Genomic DNA, 20714 nt, shown 5'->3' on the forward strand with positions numbered 1-20714 from the left:
ATGTCTCGCGAGCTGCTGCTGCTGCGCCACGGCAAGTCCGACGGGTCGGTGCCGGTCGACGATCTCGCGCGCCCGCTGAAGAAGCGCGGCAAGCTCGGTGCCCAGCGCATGGGCGCCTGGCTGGCCGAACAGGGGCGGGTGCCGCAGCGCATCCTGACCTCGCCCGCCGAGCGCGCCCGGGCCACCGCCGAGAAGTGCGCCAAGGCCATGGGCCTGACCGTTGAGGCCGTGACGGTGGAGCCGGACCTCTACGAGGGCGACCCCGAGGCGCTGGCGCACGTGGTGGCGCGCTGCCCGGACGATATCTCGCGGCTGATGGTGGTCGGCCACAACCCCGGCCTGGAGGAATTCCTCGACTGGCTCTCGCCCGAGCCGCTTCCCGAGCCGGAGAGCGGCAAGCGCCTGCCCACCGCGGCGCTGGCGCGCCTCGGCCTGGACGGCGCCTGGGCGTCGCTCGCCGCCGGCGGGGCGCGGCTGCTCGAGCTAAAGCGCCCGAAGGCGCTGCCCGAGGGCTTTCCCTTCCCGTTTCCCGACGGCGCCGAGCGGCGCGAGCGGCCGGCCTACTACTACACCCAGTCCGCGGTGCTGCCCTATCGCTGGCGCGACGGCGCGCTCGAGGTGCTGCTGATCGGCTCGAGCAGCAACCGCCACTGGAGCCTGCCCAAGGGCATCGTCGAGCCGGGGCTTTCCCCCGAGGCCTCGGCGCTCAAGGAGGCGGGCGAGGAGGCCGGCATCGGCGGCGCGATCGCCGCCGTGGCGCCGGGCCACTATCGCCAGGCCAAGTGGGGCGCGGCCTGCGAGGTGGCGCTGTTCGCCATGCGCGTCGACGCCGAGCAGCCGCAGCATGACCGCGAGGAGCCGCACCGCACCCGGCGCTGGTTCGCGCCCGAGGAGGCCGCCGCGGCGGTCAGGGGCGAGGCGCTGGCGCGCGAGCTGCGTGCGCTGGCGGCGCGTCTCCGGTCGGGCGGTGCGTCATGACGCGCTCGCCCCGCACCATCGCGGCGCTGATCCGCCACGGCGACTATCACCAGCTGGCGGATACGCCGAGCGCCCACCAGCCCTTCCCGCTGACCGAACGCGGCGAGGCCCAGGCCGCCGAGGCCGGCCGCACGCTGGCCCAGACCCTGGCCGCCGAAGGCTGGCGCCTGGCCGAGACCATCGATGCCTCGCGCCTGCTGCGGGCCTGGCAGACCGCCGAGGGCCTGAAGGCGGCGCTTTCCTCGGCCGGCGTGCCGTGTGCGGCGGCGCCGCGGGTCGAGAGCTTCTCCGCCCTGGCCGAGCGCGGGCTGGGCTGCGCGGCGAACCTGAGCGCGGCGCAGATCGCCGAGGTGGTCGCGGCGGATCCGCGCTGCGGCGAGCTGCCGGCGGACTGGAAGTCGAACAGCCACTTCCGGCTTCCGCTGCCCGGGGCGGAGTCGCTGATGGAGGCCGGCGAGCGCGTTGCCGAGCATCTCGAGTCGCGCATGGCCGCGCTGTCGGCGCAGGCCGGGCAGGACACGCTCAAGGTCTTCGTCGGCCACGGGGCGTCCTTCCGCCACGCCGCCCATCGGCTCGGCGTGCTGGCCTTCGACGACATCGCCCGGCTGAGCATGTATCACGCCGCGCCGGTCTACCTGGAGCGCGACGCCCACGGCCGCTGGCATCATGTCGGCGGGCGCTGGAAGGTGAGGGACGGCGATGGCTATCACGACTAGGTCCGGCGCGGCGGGCCGTCATCGAACCGTCACCTCGAGGTCATAGGCTGGCTCGTTCCCGCTTTCTCCTTTTCTTCTTCCTCCAGGAGCCCGCGCATGGCGAGTGGTCAGGCCCGTTCCGAGACAACCGGTACGAATGTCGGCGACGAGGGCCACGGCCTTCCCCGCGGCTTTCCTCGCTATAAGGGGCCGTCGTGGCTGACCGAGTCGCTGCCGACCACCGTGGAGCCCTGGGTGCCGGGCGGGCGCAACGCCCAGGCGCGGGGCGGCAGTTCGCCGGCGGTGGTCACCCGCCTGCTGCGCCGCGCGGTGTCGCATCGCCCCTGGGCCTGGCCCGAGCGTCGGGTCTTCTTCATCTCCGACCCGCACGCCGATGCCCAGGCCTTCGTGGGCTCGCTGGTGGCCTCGGGCGGCGTGAAGCAGACCGGGTCGGGCCTCGACGAGATCCGCCTGACCCAGCGCGGTCGCAAGGGCGTCTTCGTGATCGGCGGCGACTGCCTGGACAAGGGGCCCAGCAACCTGGCGCTGCTGCGCAGCCTGCGCCGGCTGATGGACAGCGGCGCCCGGGTGACGCTGCTGGCGGGCAACCATGACATGCGCCTGCTGATGGGGCTGATGGCCCTGGAACACGAGCGCTCGCCGCGCACCGTGCACCTCTTCGTGCGCATGGGCGGCAAGGCCATCCCGCTGCTCAAGGAGGTGTACGCCGAGTACCTGGCCGGCAAGAAGAAGCCGCTGGCCGGCGTGCCGGGTCGGAAGGGCTGCCGGCGGCGGCTGTTTCCCGACGAGCACTGGTTCGAGGCCTTCCCGGCCATGGCGCGTGAGCAGATGAGCGACAAGGCCATCGAGCGGGAGCTCGCCCGGCTGCGCAAGAAGGTGGCGAACTTCGAGGCCGCCTGCGAGAAGGCCGGCCTGACGCTGCGCCAGGTCTATGCCGCGTCGCAGGTGCTGTGCGCGCTGTTCCTGCGCCCGGGGGGCGAGTTCGCCTGGTTCTTCGAGGCCATGCGACTCGCCCACCGGGAGGGCTCCTTCCTGTTCGTGCACGCGGGGCTGGACGACAGCACCGCCCGCCTGATCGAGGACGAGGGCGTCGAGGCGTTGAACCGGCGCTTCGCCGAGCAGGTGCTCGAGGATCCCTTCGGGTTCTACTATGGGCCGCTGGCCAACCCCCTGCGCACCAAGTATCGCAAGGTCGACTTTCCCCTGACCGAGCACGGCGTCGACCGCGTCTATCGCCAGGGCATCCACGCGGTGGTGCACGGCCATATCAACCTCACCGCCGGGCAGCGCCTGATGATCCGCCGCGGCATGCTGCACATCGAGGGCGACATCACCCTGGACCGCAACTCGCGTCGCAAGGAAGGGCTAGAGGGGCATGGCATGGGCGTGACCATCATCGACCCGGCGGGCCGGGTGATCGGCATCAGCAACGACTATCCGCATGCCAAGGTCTTCGAACCGGAGCGCTACCTCGAGAGGCGGCGTGCGGCCACCCAGAAGAAGGCAAGACCATCATGAAGACCGAGAAGAGCCTCTTCCGGCACGAATCGCTGCAGAGCCTCAAGGGCGCCCAGGAGATCCTCAAGGCGATCACCAAGGGGCTGGCCAAGGGCGTGCTGTCGTTCTCGGATGACGAAGGCGAGATCCGCCTCGCCCCCAAGGGGCTGATCAATCTCAAGATCACCGCGCGCAAGGAAGACGACTACCACCGCCTGGACATCCGCCTCTCCTGGCAGGCCAGCGATGCCAAGGCCAAGAAGTCGACCCTGCAGGTCGACCACGACGATTGAGCGCGGCCTCACCTCACCGCGGCCCCGCCCCGGGCGAGGCCGCGGCGCGCGTTCAGGCCCCGTCGGCGGTGGCCGCTTCACGCCAGCAGGGCATCGGCCAGCCCCGTTGCCTGGCCACCGCCGCCAGGGTGGCGTCCGGGTGAATGGCATGGGGGCGGTCCACGGCCTCGAGCAGCGGCAGGTCGTTGCGGGAATCCGAATAGCCCCAGGACTCGCGCACCGCGGCGCCCTCCAGCCATTCGCCGAGGGCGCGCAGCTTGCCGTCGCGGAAGGTGCGGGTCCCCTGCGCCCGGCCCGTATAGCGGCCGTCGACCACCTCCAGCTCGGTGGCCAGGGCGGCGTCGCAGCCCAGCCGGCGGGCCAGGGGGGCGACCAGCTGGGCCGTCGAGGCGGAGATGATCAGCGTCCGGTGGCCCTGGCGGCGATGCCACTCGAGCCGCGCCCGCCCGCCGGGGAACAGCCGCGGCAGCACCCGGGCCTCCAGGCAGGCGTCCACCTCCCGGGTCACCTCGCCGACCGGGCGGCCGGCCAGGGGCGCCAGCAGGAAGGCCAGGTGCGCCTCGAAGTCCAGGGTGCCGGCGACGTAGTCGGCCATGTGGGCGTCCCAGGTCGCGCGGTGGCTCGCGGCGTCGACGATCCAGCCGCGCTCGATCAGCCACTCGTTCCATAGGCCGGTGATGTCGCCGTCGAGCAGGGTATCGTCCAGGTCGAACAGGGCCAGGCTCGGTCCTTCGGGTGTCGCGCTCATGCGTCCAGCTCCTGTACCTCGTCCAGATCGGCATGCACCGTCACCCCGGCCTGCTCGGCCAGCAGGTGGCGCGTGCTGCGGTTGAGTTCGTCCACGTTCAGGCGCATCCCCTGGCACTCGACCTCGTAGCGCACGATGCTGCCCAGCAGCCGGCGGCGACGGACGATGCCCGGGCAGCCCGGTCCCGGGCGGTCGGGGAGGTCCCCGCGGGCCGGGCCGTCGTCCTCGTCGGGCACCAGGTAGAGCGCCTCCGGGCGCAGGGCGATCCGTGACGCGGGGCTCGGGCGGCCCAGCAGGGGGCGGGCCCGCTCGGCCTCGAGCAGGTTGTAGTGTCCCATGAAGCCCGCCGCGTGGCGATCGGCCGGCCGGGTGTAGAGGGCCTCGGCGTCGCCCTGCTGGAGGATGCGCCCCTCGTGCATCAGCAGGATCCGGTCGGACATCAGCAGGGCCTCCTCCTGGTCGTGGGTGACGAACAGGGTGGTCAGGCCCAGGCTCTGCTGGATGTCGCGGAGCTGGTCGCGCAGGTGACGGCGGATGCGCGCGTCCAGCGCCGACAGCGGCTCGTCCATCAGCAGGATGCGTGGCTCGACCACCAGGGCGCGGGCCAGGGCGACGCGCTGGCACTGGCCGCCGGAGAGCTGGTGGGGGTACTTGCGTGCCTGATCGCCGAGCTCCACCAGGCGCAGGGCCTCCTCGACCCGGCGCTGGCGCTCCTCGCGGCGCACCCGCTTCATGCGCAGCCCGAAGGCCACGTTGTCCTCGACCCGTAGGTTGGGGAAGAGGGCATAGTGCTGGAAGACCATGCCGATGCCGCGCTGCTGGGGGGGCAGCGCCGTGATGTCCTGGTCGTCCACCACCAGCCGTCCGCGATCCAGCGGCGTGAGGCCGGCGAGGGCGCGCAGCAGGGTCGACTTGCCGCAGCCGGAGGGGCCGAGCAGGGTGATGAACTCCCCCCGAGCGATCTCGGCGTCGATGCCCTCGAAGACCCGGGTGGTGCCGAAACGCTTGGCCAGCCCCTCGAGGCGCAGGTAGCCCCGGGCGGCCTGCTGGTCGCGCAGCAGGCCCTGCATCAGGCCGTCCGGCGCGTCGTGCGCCGCGTCGCGGGTGAAGGGCATCGACACGGGGGCGCCGGTGGTCATGGAAGGCGTCATGGGGCGGTGTCCTTGGCGTGGTCGGCCTGGCGGTTGCCCAGCCAGGTCAGCAGGAGGGTGAAGGCGAACAGGGTGATGACCAGGGCGCTGGTGAAATGGCCGCTCTCGCCGCGCATGTTGTTGAGGTAGACCTGCAGGGTCTCGAAGCGGGTGCCCACCAGCATGTTGGCGAACACGAACTCGCCGGCGAGGAAGGAAAACGACAGGAAGATGGCGATCTGTACCCCGACCCGGATATTGGGCAGCACCACCAGGAAGAAGGCCTGCAGCGGCCCGGCGCCCAGCAGGCGGGCGGCGTCCTGAAGCGCCACCACGTCGATGGCACGCAGGCTGTTGGCGATGGCCCGGTACATGAAGGGCAGCACGATGGTGAAGTAGGTCGGGATCAGGATCCAGGGCGTGCCCACCAGCGGCAGCGGCCCGCCGGCATAGAGCTGCAGCAGGCCCACCGAGGAGACCACCGGCGGCACGGCGAAGGGCATCAGGATCAGGCCGTTCATCCAGGCATCCAGGCGCGGATAGCGGGTATGGGCCAGCAGGGCCACCGGCACCACCAGGACCAGCGACAGCGCCAGGGCGCCGGCGGCCACCAGCAGCGAGCGGGCGAAGGCGGCCAGGAAGCGCGGCGTGGTCCACAGCTCGGCGAACCACTTCAGGGTCAGGCCGTCGGGCAGCAGGCTGGCGCCCCAGCTCGCCGCCAGGGCATAGCCCAGGGTGGCTACCAGCGGCAGCGCCAGCAGGGTGAACACCGCGATCACCACCAGGCCGTGGGAGGAGGGCAGCGCCAGGCGGCGGGGGGCGGGTCGCGGCAGGGCGAGATCAGCGTTCGGCGACATGGTAGCTCCTGCGCAGCAGCCACTGCTGGATCAGGGTGACCACCGCCAGCAGCGCCACCAGTACCAGCGCCAGGGCGCTGGCCAGGTTCGGCTGCAGGAAGAGGTCGCCCGACACCAGGTTGGCGATGCGTATGGTCATCAGGTTGTAGCTGGTGTTGACCAGGGCGTAGACGGTGGCATAGGCGCCCATGGCGTTGGCCAGCAGGATGGTCAGGGTGCCGGCCAACGCCGGCCACAGCACCGGCAGCCCCACGTGCCGCCAGTACCCCAGGCGACCCGCGCCCAGCAGGCTGGCCGCCTCCCGCCAGTCCGGGCGCAGGCCGCCGAAGGCGGGAAACAGCAGCAGGATGCCCAGCGGGATCTGGAACCAGGTGTAGATGACGATCAGCCCGGCCTTCGAATAGAGGTTGAAGTCGTCGATCACCCCCAGGCGCTGCAGGGCCAGGGTCAGCACCCCGTTGGCGCCCAGCAGGATGATGAAGGCGAAGGCCAGGGGAACACCGGCGAAGTTGCTGGTCATGTTGGTGAAGGCCACCATCAGCCGCCGCAGCCGACCGTCGGTGCGGCTCAGGCTGTGGCAGGTGAGGGTGGCGATGACCAGCCCCATCAGGCTCGAGACCAGCGAGATCTCCAGGCTGCGCCAGATCGCCTGACGGAAGAAGGGCGAGCTCGCGATCTCCCGGAAGTGATCCAGGCCCCAGCCCTCGCCGACCCGGAAGGCGCTGACGGCGACCCAGGCCAGCGGCGCCAGCTGGAAGGCCGCGAAGACCACCGCGAAGGGGGCGAGCCACAACAGCGCGGGGGAGAGGCGACTCATGGCGACGCGCTCCCGTCGACCAGCAGCTCGTCGTGACGAGGCTTGTCGTGGACCAGGCCCAGCAGGCAGGCCAGGGTGCCGCACAGGCGGGTCTGCTCCAGGCGCTCCACCGGGCGGTGGGCGAAGGCATCGCCGAAGGTCCACAGCGGCACCCGGCGCTCCTCCTCGAGGATGCCGGAGTGGGAGCGATCGGCATTCATGCCGTGATCGGCGGTGACCATCACCTGGTAGCCCTCGGCCAGCCAGCGGGGCAGGTAGTCGGCCAGGGCGATGTCGGCGTGGCGGGCGGCGTTGCGGTACTGGGGCGTGTCGCCGCCGTGATGGTGGCCGGCGTCGTCGATGTTCATGCTGTGGACCAGCAGGAAGTCGGGATCCTGGCGCCGGCGCAGGATCTCGGCGTCGCTGAACAGATGATCGTCGGGGTAGTGGTCCTGCCAGTAGAAGAGCCCCGCCTGGATGGCGCTCTCGGGGTCCTCGTGGAAGCGGTGCCGGGTGCGATCGAAGGGGGCGACCAGGTAGAGCTCGCTGATCCAGTGGTAGGCCGCCGCCGCGGTGCGCCGGCCCTGGCGCACCGCCAGGTCGAACAGGCTCGTGCCGTGGGAGCGACGCACGACCTGATTATGGACCACCCCGGAATCCACCGGCCGGTCGCCGGTGAGCAGGCACTCGTAGAGCGGCCGCGACATGGCCGGTAGCTCGCAGTCCAGGCTGTGGTAGCTGCCGCGGCCGGCCTCGCACAGGGCGTGCAGGTGCCCCATGGCATGCTGGCCGACGGCATGGTTGAGGCCGTCGAGGACGACCAGGATCACACGGTGTGACATGACGGGCTCCAGGCCGCTTCCCTGAGCGGGAAGCGGCGATGGTGGATGGGGCGCGGGGTTACTGCTGGTGGATCAGCACCTGGGACTGCCACTGGCGCGGCAGCTCGCGGGCGCTCTGTTCCCAGGCGGCGAAGTCCTGGATCGGCCGAGCATTGGCGTACTGTGCGTTGGGCAGCAGCTTGGCGGCGATCGCCTCGGGCAGGGTCAGGTGCTCGGCGCGGATCGGCCGGGCATAGCCCTCGGCCAGGTTGAACTGGCCCTCGTCGGAGAGGATGTATTCCCGGGCCAGCTTGGCGGCATGGGGATGCGGCGCGTGCCGGTTGATGATGGTGGCGTAGCCGGAGGTCACCGAGGCGTCGGCGGGGATCACCACCTCGAAGGTGTCGCGATCGATCCGGTCACGGTAGTTCAGGGCGTTGAAGTCCCACAGCAGGGCCACCTCGACCTCGCCCTTCTCCAGGTTGGCGATGCTCGGCTCGGCCAGCGAGAGGCGCCCCTGCTCGGCCAGCTCGGCGAACACCGCCAGGCCCGGGGCCAGGTCGCCCTCGTCGCCGCCATTGGCGTAGGCGGCGGCCAGCACGGCGTTGTTGGCCTGGGAGGCCTGGCCCACGGCGCCCACCGCGACCGCGTAGTCGCCCTCGCTCAGGTCGGCGAAGGCGGCGGGGCGCTCTCCCTCGGGCACCAGGTCCTTGTTGATCATCAGCGCGATGGTGCCGGTGTAGCCCAGCATCCAGTGGCCGTCCTCGTCCTTCGCCCAGTCGGGGATCTCGTCCCAGGTGGTGGGCTTGTAGGGCTGGGTGACGCCCTGCTGGACCGCGATCGGGCCGAAGGCGAAGCCCACGTCGCCGATGTCGGCGGTGGCGTTCTCGCCCTCGGCCTTGAACTTGGCGACCTCTTCGGCGGAGCTCATGTCGGTGTCCATGTGGGCGAGGCCGTACTCGGCCTCCAGGTCGGCCCAGGTGTCCTGCCAGTTGGCCCAGGTGTCGGGCATGCCGACGCTGTCGACGCGACCTTCCGCCTGGGCGGCCTCGATCAGGGCGGACAGGTCATGGTCATCGGCCTGGGCCGGGCCGGCGACGAGGGTGCCCAGGGCGCAGCCCAGGGCGAGACGGGTAAACAGCGGACGAGACGGTTTCACGGCGAGGCTCCATGCGGTGAACGGATGTGGCGATACGCGTGTGGCCGATCATCTGGTCTAGTTCAGTTCGGCCGACAGGATGCACTCTAGGCGCCAGAAATGACGATCCGGTGTCAGTTCGATGGCGGTACCATGTCCGGCCATGCTCGCCCTTTTCCCCGATGATTTCGTCATGTGGCGGCTGTCATCAGGCTGACATCCGGCCTTCGCTAGACTGACGCCGTTTTGCCATCTCCCTTGTCGTGGCAATATTGATCTAGACCAGTCAGCGAGTCCTTGCCATGCCCTCTTCCGCCGAGTTTCGCCCCTCCGCGCCGGATGCCGCGCTGACGCCCCAGGCGCACGGCCTGCACCAGGCCCTGCTCTCCCTGCTCGAGGAGGGGCAGCCGGCGGCCGGGGGGCGCCTGCCCTCCGAGCGTCAGATGATGGCGCGCTTCGCCACCACCCGGATCACCCTGCGCGAGGCGCTGGCCCAGCTGGAGGCCGAGGGGCGCATCTATCGGGAGAATCGGCGTGGCTGGTTCGTCTCGCCGCCGCGGCTGCGCTACGACCTGCTGGCGTGCCTGCCGTTTCGCGAGATGGTCGAGTCACAGCAGCGCCGCGCCGAGACGACGCTGCTCGAGGCCGGCGAGGTGCCGGCACCGGCGGTGGTGGCGAGGCGGCTGGGACTGGCGCAGGGCGCGCCGGTGCAGCGGATCGTCCGGGCGCGGCGGATCGACGGTCGGCCGGTGCTCTACGTGGAGCACCATCTGAGGCCCGAGTGCTTCCCGGGGATCCTCGCCTTCGACCTGGCGGCCCGCTCGCTCACCGACCTCTATCGCCGCGAGTACGCCATTCGGGTCAGTCGGGTCGGCTTCGAGCTGGGCTCCACCGTGCTCGGCGGGCGGGCCGCCGAGGCGCTGCGTGCCGCGCCCGGCAGCCCGGCGCAGCGCATCACCCGCATCAACCACGACCAGAACGGCCGCGCCGTGGACTGCGACGACGAATACTGGCGCCACGACGCCATCGAGCTGACGCTCAGCGCCGCGCCGCAGAGCCGCGACTAGGGGGAAACGACGCCGCCCCGGCCGGAGGGCCGGGGCGGCGTGTCTTGCGCGCCGGGGGTCGTCAGTCCGCCGGCCCGATCAGGTGCTTGACCTCCAGGTAGCCCGCCAGCCCCCAGGGGCCCAACTCGCGGCCGATGCCGCTGATGCCGAAGCCGCCCCAGCTCGCCTCCGGCAGCACCAGCTGCTCGCTGTTGAACCAGATGCTGCCGGCCCGCAGCGCGCGGCCGACGCGGCGGGCGCGGTCGGCGTCGCCCGAGATCACCGTGGCGGCGAGGCCGAAGGCGGAGTCGTTGGCCAGCGCGATGGCCTCGGCGTCGCTGTCGACGCTGCGGGCGCACAGCACCGGGCCGAAGACCTCCTCCCGCCACAGTGGGCTGTCGACCGGCACATCGCGATACAGGGTCGGTGCGACGAACTCGCCCTGGGCGGGCAGCTCGCGGTGTCGGGCGTCGCGCACCGCGGTGAGACCCTCCTCGGCGGCGATGGCCAGGTAGCCCTCCACGGCCGCGCGCTGCCGCGCGCTGGTCATCGGGCCCATGTCGGTGTCGTCGGCGAGCGGGTCGCCCAGGCGGATGGCGTCGATGCGCGTGGCCAGCGCCGCATAGAGCGCGTCGGCCAGCGAGGCGTGCACGATCAGCCGCGAGGTGGCCGAGCAGATCTGCCCGCTGTTGAAGTAGATGCCGGCCATCACCCAGTCGGCGGCGGCCTCGACCTCGGCGTCGTCCAGCACCAGGATCGGCGACTTGCCGCCGAGCTCCAGCGACACGCCGCGGGTGCCCGCGGCGGCGGCGCGCATGACTTGCTCGCCCACGGCGTTGCTGCCGGTGAAGGACAGCTTGTCGACGCCGGGATGGGCGCTGAGCGGCGCGCCGATGCCCTCGCCGTCGCCGTGCACCAGGTTGAGCACCCCGGCCGGGAGGCCGATCTCGAGGGCGATCTCGGCCACGGCCTGTTCGGGCAGCGGGGTGACCTCGGAGGGCTTGAACACCACCGTGCAGCCGGCGGCCAGCGCCGGGGCGATCTTCCAGGCGCTGGTGACCAGCGGGAAGTTCCAGGGCGTGATCAGCCCGACCACGCCGGCCGGGTCCTCGTAGGTGCGGGCCTCGATGCCGTCCATGCCATGCTCGACCAGGCGCCCCTGGCGGGCCTCCAGGGCGCGGGCCTGGCCGGCGTAGTAGCGATAGCAGGCGATGGCATCGTCGAGATCGATGGCGGTCTCGGCCAGGGCCTTGCCGTTGTTGGTCGAAGACAGCCGCATCAACGCCTCGCGGCGCTCGGCGAGGGCGTCGGCGAAGGCCTCGAGATAGGCCGCCCGACGCTCGCCGCCCAGCGCCTGCCAGGCGGGCAGGGCGCGACGCGCGGCGTCCACCGCGGCGTCGACGTCGGCCGGGTCGCCGGCGGTGACCTCGGCGATCGTCTCCTGGCGATAGGGATCGGTCACCGGCAGGCGGCGTTCGCCGCGGCTCGCGATCCAGTGGTTGTCGATGAACTGCTGGGTGAGTCGTTGCATGTCAGGCTCCGGGTCCGGTGTCAGGCGAGGCGGCGCGAGCCCAGGCCGCGGCGTCGATCTCGATCAAAAGCGGGCCGTCGACGGGACGGCTGGCCAGGGCATGGGCCAGTTCGGTGGCGGTGGCGACGCGGGTGGCCAGGCAGCCGAAGCCGCGGGCCACGGTGAGGAAGTCCGGGGCCTGGAGGTCGACGCCGAGGCGGGTGACGCCGGCGTCGTCCATGAAGCGGCGGATCTCCTCGTAGCCCTGGTTGTGCCACAGCAGGATCACCACCGGCAGGCGCTCCTCCACCGCGCAGGCCAGCTCCGGCAGGGTGAACATCACCCCGCCGTCGCCGACCAGGGCCACCACCGGCAGATCGGGGCGGGCGAGGCTGGCGCCGAGCGCCGCCGGCAGGCCGTAGCCGAGGGTGCCGTAGCCGGTGGAGGCGTTGAAGAAGCGCCGCGGGGCCGGCTGGGCGACCAGATGGTTGGCCGCGTAGGTGGTGGCACAGGAATCGCCGACCAGGATCGCCTCGGGCAGGGCCTCGCGCAGGGTGTCGAACAGCGGCACGTAGGCGGCGAAGGCCGGCTCCTCGGCGAGCCCCATCGCCTCATGGGCGGCCCGGGTGCGCTCGGCGCCGCCGCGGTTCAGCCGGCTGCCTTCGAAGTGCGCCGCCAGGGCTATGAGGGCCTGGCCGGCGTCGGCCACCAGGGCCAGGTCGGCGGCCTGGTTGCGGGCCAGCTGCTGGGGGTCCACGTCGATGCGGATCAGTCGTCCCTGGAGCGTGAAGCCGTCGTCGAACACCACGTCGTAGTCGGTCTCGCCGAGCTCGGTGCCGATGGCCAGCACCACGTCGGCGTCCCGTGCCAGCTCGCGCACCGCCGGCAGCGAGGCGTTGGCGCCCAGGTCCAGGGGATGGTCGCGGCCGAGCAGCCCCTTGGCGTTGATGGTGGTGACGGCGGGGGCATCGAGCGCCTCGACCAGCGCGCGAGCGGCCTCGGGGGCAGCGACAGTGCCGCCGCCGAGCAGCACCAGCGGGCGTGCGGCATCTGCCAGCCAGGCGCCTGCCTCGGCGATGGCCACGGGATCCGGCGCGGCCTTGGCCAGTGCCGTTCGCTGCCAGTGCCGCGGCGTGCGGACCGGGGCATCGAACAGGTCGATGGGAACCTCGATATGCACCGGACCGGGGCGGGCGCCCTCGAACACCGCGAAGGCGCGCGCCAGGACCTCGGGCAGGCCGTCGGGGTCGAGCAGGGTATGGCTGAAGCGGGCGACCCCGGCCATCAGCTGTTGCTGGCCGGGCAGCTCGTGGAGCCGGCCCTGGCCGCGACCCAGGGTGTCGCGGCGATTGACGCTGGAGATCACCAGCATCGGTACCGAGTCGGCCAGCGCCTGACCCATGGCGGTGGCGATGTTGGTCATGCCGGGCCCGGTGATGATGAAGCACACCCCGGGCTTGCCGGTGGCGCGGGCGTAGCCGTCGGCCATGAAGCCGGCGCCCTGCTCGTGGCGCGGCGTGACATGGCGGATGCCGCTGCCCTCGCCGCCGGCGAGGCCGCGGTAGAGCTCGACGGTGTGCACGCCGGGGATCCCGAACACGGTGTCCACCCCGTAGGTGTCGCGCAGCAGGCGAATCAGCAGGTCGGCGCAGGTCATGGGCGTTTCTCTCTCAGGGTTCAGGCTCTCGCGGTTCATGGGGATCGTCTCAGCCCACCAGCCAGTGGCCCATGACCACGATGATCGGCAGGGTGATGGCGGTGCGCAGCAGGAAGATCACCACCAGCTCCCACAGCTTGAGCGGGATCTTCGATTTCAGCAGCAGGGCGCCGATCTCGGACATGTAGATCAGCTGGGTCAGCGACAGGCAGGCGATCACGAAGCGGGTCAGCTCGCTCTCGATGTCGCTGGCCAGCACCGCCGGCAGGAACATGTCGGCGAAGCCCACCAGGGTGGCGGGGGCGGCGGCCTCGGCCTCGGGGATCCGCATCCATTCCAGCACCGGCACCATGGGCGCGGAGAGCCAGGTGAACAGCGGCGTGAACTCGGCCAGCACCAGCGCCACGGTGCCGATGGCGATCACCAGCGGCAGCAGGCCGAGGAAGATGTCGGCGACGTTGAACAGCGCGATGCGTGCCAGCTTGAGCGGACCCGGGGCGGTCTCGGCACGTGCCACGGCCATGCCCAGGCTATAGCGCAGCAGGCTCTGGTCGCCGGTGTTTTCTTCCTGGATCTGGCAGCCTGCCGGCTCGTGGTAGGCGTTCGACTTGCGCGACAGCGGCGGCAGGCGCGGCACGATGACGGCGGCGACCAGGCCGGCGACCACCACGGTCAGGTAGAAGGGCACGAACAGGTGGTTGATGCCGATGAAGCTGGTCACCAGCAGGGCGAAGGCGATGGAGACGATGGAGAAGTTGGTGGCGATCGCCGAGGCCTCGCGGGCGTTGTAATAGCCCTGCTCGTACTGCTGGGTGGTGATCAGCACGCCCACGGTGCCGGACCCCATCCAGGAGGCGGTGGCATCGATGGCGCTGCGCCCGGGCAGGCCGAAGATCTTGCGGAAGGGCGTGCGCACCAGGCTGCCGATGAACTCCATGAAGCCGAAGTCGACCAGGAAGGGCAGCAGGATGGCGGCGAAGAAGAAGAAGGTCAGCAGCACCGGGGCCAGGTCGTTGAGCATCACGCCCCCGGTGAAGGAGGCGGTGACCGCCTCCGGGCCGACCTGGAAGTAGGTCATCAGTGCGAACGCCGCGCCCAGCACGCGCATGATCACCCACAGCGGCGCCACGTCGAACAGCTCGTGCAGGGCACCCTCGCGGGCCCAGGCGGGCCGAGCCAGCTTGACCGTCAGCGTCAGCGCCACAGACAGGCACAGCACGACCGTGGCGATGGTCGGCAGGGCATCGCCGAGCAGCGCCTTGAGGCCGTCGGCCATCAGGCCCATGCCGATGTTGATGGTGTCGCCGGTGGAGAATGGCACCAGGAACAGGCCGATGCCCAGCAGCGAGGGGATCAGGAACTTCAGCAGTCCGGCGCGGCTCAGCGGAGCCGCGCGACTGGCCAGTTGGGTGTCGAAGGAGTTGGCCATGGGGTTTCCCTATTGATCTTGTAATGGGTAGAACCCGGCTCCGGGGTGCCGGGTCGGGTCGGCTCAGTCGCGGTGTTTCACGCCGGGCAGCACGCAGAGCATCTCGTAGAGCAGGGTGGCGCCCATCAGCGCGGTGTTGCCGCTGGTGTCATAGGGGGGCGAGACCTCGACCAGGTCGCCGCCCACGACCTTGAGGCCCGCCGCGCCGCGCACGATCTCCAGCCCCTGCTGGGCGGTGAGGCCGCCCATCTCGACGGTGCCGGTGCCGGGGGCGACCGAGGGGTCCAGGCCGTCGATGTCGAAGGAGATGTACACCGGGCCGTCGCCCATCTGCTCGCGCACTTCGTCCATCAGCGGCGCCAGCGACTTGTACCAGCACTGCTCGGCGGTCACGACGCGGAAACCCTGGTCGCGGCACCAGTCGAAGTCGTCGGCGGCGTAGCCGGTGCCGCGCAGGCCGATCTGCACCACGCGGTTGCTGTCCAGCAGGCCCTCTTCCTGGGCGCGGCGGAAGGGGCAGCCGTGGGCGATTTCCTCGCCGAACATGTGCTCGTTGACGTCGGCGTGGGCATCGACATGGATCAGGCCGACCGGGCCGTGCTTCTTGGCGATGGCACGCAGCAGCGGCCAGGTCAGGGTGTGGTCGCCGCCCATCGTCAGCGGCACGCAGTCGTGAGACAGCACCTCGTCGTAGAAGTCGGTGATGATGTCGAGGTTCTTGGGCAGGTTGAAGGTGTTGATCGCCACGTCGCCGATGTCGGCGACCTGCAGGCTGTCGAAGGGCGCGGCGCGGGTGGCCATGTTGTAGGGGCGAAGCATGCGTGACTCGTCGCGGATCTGACGCGGCCCCAGGCGCGTGCCGGGGCGGTTGGAGGCGCCGATGTCCATGGGCACGCCGATGAAGGCGGCATCGAGCCCGGCGGCGCTGTCCTGGGTGGGCAGGCGCATCATGGTGGCGGGGCCGCCGAAGCGTGGCATCTCGTTGCCGCCGAGGGGCTGATTGAAGTCGCTCATCTAGGGCTCCGTGTCATTGGGGGTATTCATTGCTATAGCAAGCATGAAGCGTGCCATCTTTTATCTCATTGATCTTGAATGGGTTTTTGGAAGAGGCGATTCATTTTTGAATCGCCGGAGCGACGGCGTGATACATTAATGGATCAAATGATTCATTAATGCATTACGGCGTCTCTCCCATGAGCGAACTCGACAGCTGCATCCTGCAGACCATCATCGATACCGCCCACGATCACTTCTTCGTGGTGGATGCCGAGGGGCGGGTCTGCGAGGTCAGTCCGGCCGCGGCGGCGGTCTATGGCATGTCCCGCGAGGAGCTGTGCGCCACGACCGTGCAGCAGCTCGAGGCCGCGGGCGTACTGAAGCCCTCGATCAGCCTGGAGGTCATCCGCACCGGCAAGCCGGCCCAGCTGATGCAGGAGACCGGTACCGGAAGGCGGGTGATCGCCCAGGCGCATCCGGTGTTTCAGGGTGGCCAGCTGGTGGCGGTGGTCAGCCGGTCGATGGATCTGACCGACCTGCAGATGCTTCAGGAAGAGTATGCACTGCTGCAGCGCCGCTTCAGCGAGCATCTCATGCGTGGCGACGTCGCCGAGGAGCCCGGTCTGGACGTCGACCTGGGCGGGCTCGAGGTGCGTAGCCGGGTGATGCGCGAGGTGGCGTTGCTGCTGCAGCGGGTGGCGCCGACCGACGCCACGGTGCTGATGCTCGGTGAGTCGGGCGTCGGCAAGACCGCCTTCGCCCGCCAGCTGCATCGCTGGAGCGCCCGCGGCGATGGGCCCTTCATCGACGTCAACTGCGGCGCCATTCCGGAGAGCCTGTTCGAGTCGGAGATGTTCGGCTATCGGCATGGTGCCTTCAGCGGGGCCGCCCCGGGGGGCAAGGCGGGCCTCCTGGAGCAGGCCGAGGGCGGGACCCTGTTTCTCGATGAGATCGGCGAACTGCCGCTGGCGATGCAGACCAAGCTGCTCAAGACCATCCAGGACGGCAGCGTGACCCGGCTGGGCGATACGCGGGCCAGGCGCATCGACTTCCGGCTGGTGGTGGCGACCAACCAGGACCTGGCCCGGCGCGTCGAGGAAGGGGCGTTCCGCCTCGATCTCTACTATCGCCTCAACGTCATCCCCGTCACCCTGCCGCCGCTGCGCGAGCGCCGCGAGGACATCCCCGGCCTGGTCGAGCGCCAGCTGAAGCGTCTCAACGCCCGCTATGGGCGTGACAAGCTGATCGGGCGTGACGTCTGGCAGGAGCTGATGGGGCGGGACTGGCCGGGCAACGTGCGAGAGCTCGAGAACTGGCTGGAGCGGGCCTGGCTGTCGGCCGGGGAGGATATCATTCGTGGCGAGCGGGCGGCCGCGGAATGGCCGGCGGCGCTGCCCGAGACGGAGCCGGAGCGGAGCACCGAGGGGAAGGCCGGCGCCGCGCTGCTCGAAGGGGAGTCGCTCAAGGCCATGCTGGCGCGCACCGAGCGCGCCGTCCTCGCCGAGCTGTGCGGCGAGCTGTCTTCCACCTATGCGATGGCCGAACGGCTCGGGATCAGTCAGCCCAGCGTGGTGCGCAAGCTGCGTCGGCATGGGCTGCGGATCGGCTGAGGCGCGCCGTCGGTGGTGAAGGCGATAGCGCGAAACTGTAGAAGGAATGCAACGAAAAACGGCCACCGCTCGTGTGAGCTAAGTGGCCGTTTTTACTGAATTCTGTGGTCGGAGTAGCAGGATTCGAACCTACGACCTCTGCCTCCCGAAGGCAGCGCTCTACCAAGCTGAGCTATACTCCGATGTCTGCCGTGTCTCTCGGCGACGGAGAGGAATTATACGCAGGCGAAGATGGAATGCAAGCCCCTCTTCTGCTTATCCGTCTTCGTCGCCCTCCGGCCTCGGGATCAGTTGCGGCGTTCCACCGCCAGGCGGGCCAGTTCGGCCATGCTCTCGCGGTAGGGGGAGTCGGGCAGGGCGTCCAGCTGGGCCAGGGCCCTAGCGGACATCTCCTCGGCCTTGGCGCGGGTGTACTCCAGGGCGCCGGTCTCGCCGACGATGGCCAGCACCTCGTCGAGGCGCTCGAGGCCGCCCTGGCGGATGGCCTGGCGGACCACCTTGGCCTGTTCGGCGGTGCCGGCGGCCATGGCCTGGATCAGCGGCAGGGTCGGCTTGCCCTCGGCCAGGTCGTCGCCGACGTTCTTGCCCATCGCCTCGGCGTCGCCCTGGTAGTCGAGCAGGTCGTCGACCAGCTGGAAGGCCAGGCCCAGGTAGCGGCCGTAGAGGCGCAGCGCGTCTTCCTGCTCGGGGGTGGCCCCGGAGAGCAGGGCGCCGCTGTGGGAGGCCGCCTCGAACAGCATGGCGGTCTTGCCCTGGATGGTCTCGAAGTAGGCGGCCTCGTCCACGTCGGGGTTGCCGACGTTGGTCAGCTGCTGGACCTCGCCCTCGGCGATGGTGCAGGTGGCGGCGGAGAGCACTTCCATGATCCGCATCGAGCCCACGTCGACCATCATCTGGAACGAGCGTGAATAGAGGAAGTCGCCGACCAGCACCGAGGGCGCGTTGCCCCAGGCATCGTTGGCGGTGGCCTTGCCGCGGCGCATGTGGGATTCGTCCACCACGTCGTCATGCAGCAGGGTCGAGGTGTGCATGAACTCGATCAGCGTGGCCAGGGTGATGTGGCGATCGCCCTCGACGCCCAGCGAGCGGGCGGCCAGCAGCACCAGCAGCGGCCGCAGGCGCTTGCCGCCGCTGTCGATGATGTACTGCCCGATGGTCTCCACCAGCGGCACCCTGGAGGCGAGCTGTTCGAGGATGGTGCGGTTGACGGCGGCAAAGTCCTCGGCGACGACGGCGTGGATGGGCGAGGCGGGGACGGCGTTCTCGAGCTGTGGCGACGAAGGCTTGGCTGACATGAAGGCGGTATCGACGAAGTGGTGGGGGCGGCGGGCGGCATCCGTGGCGCAATGCCCTTGGCGCCGGCCTGGGAGTGAGGGTCATGCTATGGGGCCCCCCTTGGGGCGTCAAGGCGCGCGCCCGCGCCGGCGCCCGGGCCGCGCCGGGCGCGGCGTTCGGGGCGATGGCCGGGTTGTCGTCCTGCGCGCGTGCGGTTATAATCCGCGACCCACTCATCTCGCTCCCTGTCAGATGGTTGCCGGAAGGGGCGCCACTCGAAGCAGGTCGATGAAGAGCCAACCCCGATGAGTACTGGAGAGACAAGCATGTACGCAGTTATCAAGAGCGGCGGCAAGCAGTACCGCGTTCAGGAAGGCCAGACTCTCAAGCTCGAGAAGCTGGAAGTGCCGACCGGCGACACCATCGAGTTCGATGAAGTCCTGCTGGTGGGTGGCGACGAAGACGTCAAGGTCGGCGCGCCGACCGTCGACGGTGCCAAGGTGTCTGCCGAGGTCGTCGCTCATGGCCGTGGCGACAAGGTGAACATCATCAAGTTCCGTCGCCGCAAGCACAGCATGAAGCGTCAGGGCCACCGTCAGTGGTTCACCGAAGTCAAGATCACCGGGATCTCCGCGTAAGCGGTCACTCCCCTGAACGAGCGAGGTATTTGCAATGGCTCATAAGAAGGCAGCGGGCTCTACCCGTAACGGTCGCGATTCCGAATCCAAGCGCCTTGGCGTGAAGCTGTTCGGCGGCCAGTCCGTGGCACCGGGCAACATCATCGTCCGTCAGCGCGGCACCAAGTTCCACGCCGGCACCGGCGTGGGCATCGGCAAGGATCACACCCTGTTCGCCCTGGACGAAGGCGTGGTCAAGTTCGAGACCAAGGGTCCGAAGAATCGCAAGTTCGTGAGCATCGTCTCCGCCTGAGACCGCCCGGACCTGTAGCGAGAAGGCCCCGCCATGGCGGGGCCTTCTTGTATCATGGCGGTATGCACCGCCGGGAGAATGACAGATGCAGTTCGTCGACGAAGCCTCGATCATCGTGGAAGCCGGCAAGGGCGGCAATGGCTGCCTGAGCTTCCGTCGCGAGAAGTACGTGCCCAAGGGCGGCCCGGACGGGGGCGATGGCGGCCATGGCGGCAGCGTTCACCTGGTCGGTGACGATGCTCTCAACACCCTTATCGACTTCAAGTACCAGCGCTTCTACAAGGCCCAGAACGGCCAGCCCGGCCAGGGTCGGCAGATGAGCGGCCGCGCCGGCGAGGACCTGCTGGTCAAGGTCCCGGTGGGCACCACGGTGATCGACGAGGACACCCTCGAGGTGATCGCCGACGTCACCGAGGTCGGTCAGGTGGTGCTGGTGGGCCAGGGTGGTCGCCGCGGGCTCGGCAACATCCACTTCAAGTCGTCCACCAACCGGGCGCCGCGGCGGACCACGCCGGGCACCGAGGGCGAGCGGCGCAACCTGCGCCTGGAAATGAAGGTGATGGCCGACGTCGGCCTGCTGGGGCTGCCCAATGCCGGCAAGTCGACGCTGATCCGTGCGGTCTCGGCGGCCAAGCCCAAGGTGGCCAACTATCCCTTCACCACCCTGGTGCCGAACCTCGGCGTGGTGAAGCTCGGCCAGCACGAGCACTTCGTGATGGCCGACATTCCGGGGCTGATCGAGGGTGCCTCCGACGGTGCCGGCCTGGGGCTGCGCTTCCTCAAGCACCTGACCCGCTCGCGGCTGCTGTTCCACGTGGTCGACGTGGCGCCCTTCGACGAGTCCGACCCGGTGGAGGCCGCCGAGGCGATCGTCCGCGAGCTGGGCGAGTTCTCGCCGACGCTGGCCGAGCTGCCGCGCTGGCTGGTGCTCAACAAGCTCGACCTGCTGCCCGAGGACGAGCGCGAGGCGGTGGCCGAGGAGATCGTCAAGCGCCTCGACTGGGACGGCCCGGTGTTCCGCGTCTCGGCGATCAGCGGCGACGGCACCGATGCCCTGGTCCAGGCCGCCCACCGCTGGCTCACCGAGCGGCGTCGCCTCGAGCACGAGGACGAGGAAGTCGCCGAGCACGAGCGCGAGATGCGTCGTCGCATGGAAGAAGAGGCCGTGGCCCGCACCGAGGCGCGGCTGGGTCGCAAGCGTTCCCGCGATGACGAGGACGATGACGACGATTTCGATGACGACGACTACGACGTCGAGATCGAATACGCCCCCTGAGGGCCGGCGTA

20 protein-coding genes and 1 tRNA gene are annotated in these 20714 nt (G+C 70.1%); 9 read left to right on the forward strand and 12 right to left on the reverse strand.

All coding sequences use genetic code 11. From position 1 onward, the window contains the following. The 4 genes from ACGTNF_RS15470 to ACGTNF_RS15485 all read left to right on the forward strand — a co-directional run bounded on the left by ACGTNF_RS15470 (position 1) and on the right by ACGTNF_RS15485 (position 3484). On the forward strand, positions 1-978 hold the full coding sequence (locus ACGTNF_RS15470) for an NUDIX domain-containing protein (protein ID WP_152479837.1): 978 nt from the start codon (positions 1-3) through the stop codon (positions 976-978). Continuing rightward, positions 975-1694, forward strand: coding sequence for a histidine phosphatase family protein (locus ACGTNF_RS15475; protein WP_394602413.1), 720 nt, complete (start codon positions 975-977; stop codon positions 1692-1694). Before ACGTNF_RS15470 ends, ACGTNF_RS15475 begins: the two co-directional genes overlap by 4 nt. 96 nt (positions 1695-1790) lie before the next feature. Beyond that, positions 1791-3212: a metallophosphoesterase gene (locus tag ACGTNF_RS15480; RefSeq protein ID WP_394602414.1), complete on the forward strand. Its 1422-nt coding sequence runs from the start codon at positions 1791-1793 to the stop codon at positions 3210-3212. Then, positions 3209-3484, forward strand: coding sequence for an amphi-Trp domain-containing protein (locus ACGTNF_RS15485; protein WP_394602415.1), 276 nt, complete (start codon positions 3209-3211; stop codon positions 3482-3484). The genes ACGTNF_RS15480 and ACGTNF_RS15485 overlap by 4 nt, the downstream gene beginning before the upstream one ends. Positions 3485-3536: 52 nt before the next feature. Here ACGTNF_RS15485 and ACGTNF_RS15490 read toward each other — a convergent pair whose 3' ends face one another. From ACGTNF_RS15490 to ACGTNF_RS15515, 6 genes are read right to left on the reverse strand one after another with little or no spacing between them, the layout of a single operon-like run. Further along, positions 3537-4232, reverse strand: a complete 696-nt coding sequence (locus ACGTNF_RS15490; RefSeq protein WP_394602416.1) for an HAD family hydrolase — start codon at positions 4230-4232, stop codon at positions 3537-3539. Further along, positions 4229-5383, reverse strand: coding sequence for an ABC transporter ATP-binding protein (locus tag ACGTNF_RS15495; RefSeq protein WP_394602417.1), 1155 nt, complete (start codon positions 5381-5383; stop codon positions 4229-4231). Before ACGTNF_RS15495 ends, ACGTNF_RS15490 begins: the two co-directional genes overlap by 4 nt. Next, the gene (locus tag ACGTNF_RS15500; RefSeq protein ID WP_394602418.1) at positions 5380-6219 is read right to left on the reverse strand and encodes an ABC transporter permease; all 840 of its coding nucleotides are present in this window, start codon (positions 6217-6219) and stop codon (positions 5380-5382) included. Before ACGTNF_RS15500 ends, ACGTNF_RS15495 begins: the two co-directional genes overlap by 4 nt. Further along, entirely contained in the window at positions 6203-7036 is an 834-nt protein-coding gene (locus ACGTNF_RS15505) for an ABC transporter permease (protein WP_394602419.1), read from the reverse strand. The genes ACGTNF_RS15500 and ACGTNF_RS15505 overlap by 17 nt, the downstream gene beginning before the upstream one ends. Continuing rightward, on the reverse strand, positions 7033-7857 hold the full coding sequence (locus tag ACGTNF_RS15510; protein WP_394602420.1) for an alkaline phosphatase family protein: 825 nt from the start codon (positions 7855-7857) through the stop codon (positions 7033-7035). The genes ACGTNF_RS15505 and ACGTNF_RS15510 overlap by 4 nt, the downstream gene beginning before the upstream one ends. 58 nt (positions 7858-7915) lie before the next feature. Then, the gene (locus ACGTNF_RS15515; protein WP_394602421.1) at positions 7916-8995 is read right to left on the reverse strand and encodes an ABC transporter substrate-binding protein; all 1080 of its coding nucleotides are present in this window, start codon (positions 8993-8995) and stop codon (positions 7916-7918) included. A 281-nt stretch (positions 8996-9276) separates the two neighbouring features. Here ACGTNF_RS15515 and ACGTNF_RS15520 point away from each other — a divergent pair, with 281 nt between their 5' ends. Next, entirely contained in the window at positions 9277-10041 is a 765-nt protein-coding gene (locus ACGTNF_RS15520) for a UTRA domain-containing protein (RefSeq protein ID WP_394602422.1), read from the forward strand. 61 nt (positions 10042-10102) lie between these two features. Here ACGTNF_RS15520 and ACGTNF_RS15525 read toward each other — a convergent pair whose 3' ends face one another. The 4 genes from ACGTNF_RS15525 to speB all read right to left on the reverse strand — a co-directional run bounded on the left by ACGTNF_RS15525 (position 10103) and on the right by speB (position 15630). Continuing rightward, a complete protein-coding gene (locus ACGTNF_RS15525; RefSeq protein WP_394602423.1) occupies positions 10103-11551 on the reverse strand; it encodes an aldehyde dehydrogenase family protein in 1449 nt (482 codons plus the stop codon). Between the two features lies 1 nt (position 11552). Then, the gene (locus tag ACGTNF_RS15530; protein ID WP_394602424.1) at positions 11553-13187 is read right to left on the reverse strand and encodes a 5-guanidino-2-oxopentanoate decarboxylase; all 1635 of its coding nucleotides are present in this window, start codon (positions 13185-13187) and stop codon (positions 11553-11555) included. Positions 13188-13236: 49 nt separating this feature from the next. Further along, positions 13237-14616 (reverse strand): YjiH family protein, encoded by a 1380-nt coding sequence (locus ACGTNF_RS15535; RefSeq protein WP_394602425.1) that lies wholly within the window; start codon positions 14614-14616, stop codon positions 13237-13239. A gap of 63 nt (positions 14617-14679) precedes the next feature. Continuing rightward, positions 14680-15630 carry an agmatinase gene (gene speB / locus ACGTNF_RS15540; RefSeq protein WP_394602426.1) on the reverse strand — a complete coding sequence of 317 codons (951 nt, stop codon included), beginning with the start codon at positions 15628-15630 and terminating at the stop codon, positions 14680-14682. 179 nt (positions 15631-15809) lie between these two features. On the opposite strand from speB, the gene ACGTNF_RS15545 reads away from it, so the two are divergent. After that, positions 15810-17222, forward strand: coding sequence for a sigma-54 interaction domain-containing protein (locus tag ACGTNF_RS15545; RefSeq protein ID WP_394602427.1), 1413 nt, complete (start codon positions 15810-15812; stop codon positions 17220-17222). A gap of 105 nt (positions 17223-17327) precedes the next feature. On the opposite strand, the gene ACGTNF_RS15550 is transcribed toward ACGTNF_RS15545, so the two are convergent. Then, a tRNA-Pro gene (locus ACGTNF_RS15550) sits at positions 17328-17404 on the reverse strand. 105 nt (positions 17405-17509) lie between these two features. Further along, a complete protein-coding gene (ispB, locus tag ACGTNF_RS15555; RefSeq protein ID WP_394602428.1) occupies positions 17510-18517 on the reverse strand; it encodes an octaprenyl diphosphate synthase in 1008 nt (335 codons plus the stop codon). 306 nt (positions 18518-18823) lie between these two features. Here ispB and rplU point away from each other — a divergent pair, with 306 nt between their 5' ends. From rplU to cgtA, 3 genes are all read left to right on the forward strand, one after another. After that, the gene (rplU, locus tag ACGTNF_RS15560; protein WP_152479817.1) at positions 18824-19135 is read left to right on the forward strand and encodes a 50S ribosomal protein L21; all 312 of its coding nucleotides are present in this window, start codon (positions 18824-18826) and stop codon (positions 19133-19135) included. 34 nt (positions 19136-19169) lie between these two features. After that, on the forward strand, positions 19170-19427 hold the full coding sequence (gene rpmA / locus ACGTNF_RS15565; protein ID WP_394602429.1) for a 50S ribosomal protein L27: 258 nt from the start codon (positions 19170-19172) through the stop codon (positions 19425-19427). Positions 19428-19512: 85 nt separating this feature from the next. Further along, on the forward strand, positions 19513-20703 hold the full coding sequence (gene cgtA, locus ACGTNF_RS15570; protein ID WP_394602430.1) for an Obg family GTPase CgtA: 1191 nt from the start codon (positions 19513-19515) through the stop codon (positions 20701-20703). Positions 20704-20714 lie beyond the last annotated feature (11 nt).

The organism is Halomonas sp. B23F22_10, from assembly GCF_043496975.1.
GTDB classification, from domain to species: Bacteria; Pseudomonadota; Gammaproteobacteria; order Pseudomonadales; family Halomonadaceae; genus Halomonas; species Halomonas smyrnensis.

Coding starts and splice junctions, on each gene's coding strand:
- ACGTNF_RS15495 (WP_394602417.1), bottom strand. CDS start 5,383: ATGACGCCTTCCATGACCACCGGCGCCCCCGTGTCGATGCCCTTCACC.
- ACGTNF_RS15470 (WP_152479837.1), top strand. CDS start 1: ATGTCTCGCGAGCTGCTGCTGCTGCGCCACGGCAAGTCCGACGGGTCG.
- cgtA (WP_394602430.1), top strand. CDS start 19,513: ATGCAGTTCGTCGACGAAGCCTCGATCATCGTGGAAGCCGGCAAGGGC.
- ACGTNF_RS15530 (WP_394602424.1), bottom strand. CDS start 13,187: ATGACCTGCGCCGACCTGCTGATTCGCCTGCTGCGCGACACCTACGGG.
- ACGTNF_RS15500 (WP_394602418.1), bottom strand. CDS start 6,219: ATGTCGCCGAACGCTGATCTCGCCCTGCCGCGACCCGCCCCCCGCCGC.
- rplU (WP_152479817.1), top strand. CDS start 18,824: ATGTACGCAGTTATCAAGAGCGGCGGCAAGCAGTACCGCGTTCAGGAA.
- ispB (WP_394602428.1), bottom strand. CDS start 18,517: ATGTCAGCCAAGCCTTCGTCGCCACAGCTCGAGAACGCCGTCCCCGCC.
- ACGTNF_RS15545 (WP_394602427.1), top strand. CDS start 15,810: ATGAGCGAACTCGACAGCTGCATCCTGCAGACCATCATCGATACCGCC.
- ACGTNF_RS15535 (WP_394602425.1), bottom strand. CDS start 14,616: ATGGCCAACTCCTTCGACACCCAACTGGCCAGTCGCGCGGCTCCGCTG.
- ACGTNF_RS15480 (WP_394602414.1), top strand. CDS start 1,791: ATGGCGAGTGGTCAGGCCCGTTCCGAGACAACCGGTACGAATGTCGGC.
- ACGTNF_RS15475 (WP_394602413.1), top strand. CDS start 975: ATGACGCGCTCGCCCCGCACCATCGCGGCGCTGATCCGCCACGGCGAC.
- rpmA (WP_394602429.1), top strand. CDS start 19,170: ATGGCTCATAAGAAGGCAGCGGGCTCTACCCGTAACGGTCGCGATTCC.
- ACGTNF_RS15505 (WP_394602419.1), bottom strand. CDS start 7,036: ATGAGTCGCCTCTCCCCCGCGCTGTTGTGGCTCGCCCCCTTCGCGGTG.
- ACGTNF_RS15520 (WP_394602422.1), top strand. CDS start 9,277: ATGCCCTCTTCCGCCGAGTTTCGCCCCTCCGCGCCGGATGCCGCGCTG.
- ACGTNF_RS15490 (WP_394602416.1), bottom strand. CDS start 4,232: ATGAGCGCGACACCCGAAGGACCGAGCCTGGCCCTGTTCGACCTGGAC.
- ACGTNF_RS15485 (WP_394602415.1), top strand. CDS start 3,209: ATGAAGACCGAGAAGAGCCTCTTCCGGCACGAATCGCTGCAGAGCCTC.
- ACGTNF_RS15510 (WP_394602420.1), bottom strand. CDS start 7,857: ATGTCACACCGTGTGATCCTGGTCGTCCTCGACGGCCTCAACCATGCC.
- ACGTNF_RS15525 (WP_394602423.1), bottom strand. CDS start 11,551: ATGCAACGACTCACCCAGCAGTTCATCGACAACCACTGGATCGCGAGC.
- speB (WP_394602426.1), bottom strand. CDS start 15,630: ATGAGCGACTTCAATCAGCCCCTCGGCGGCAACGAGATGCCACGCTTC.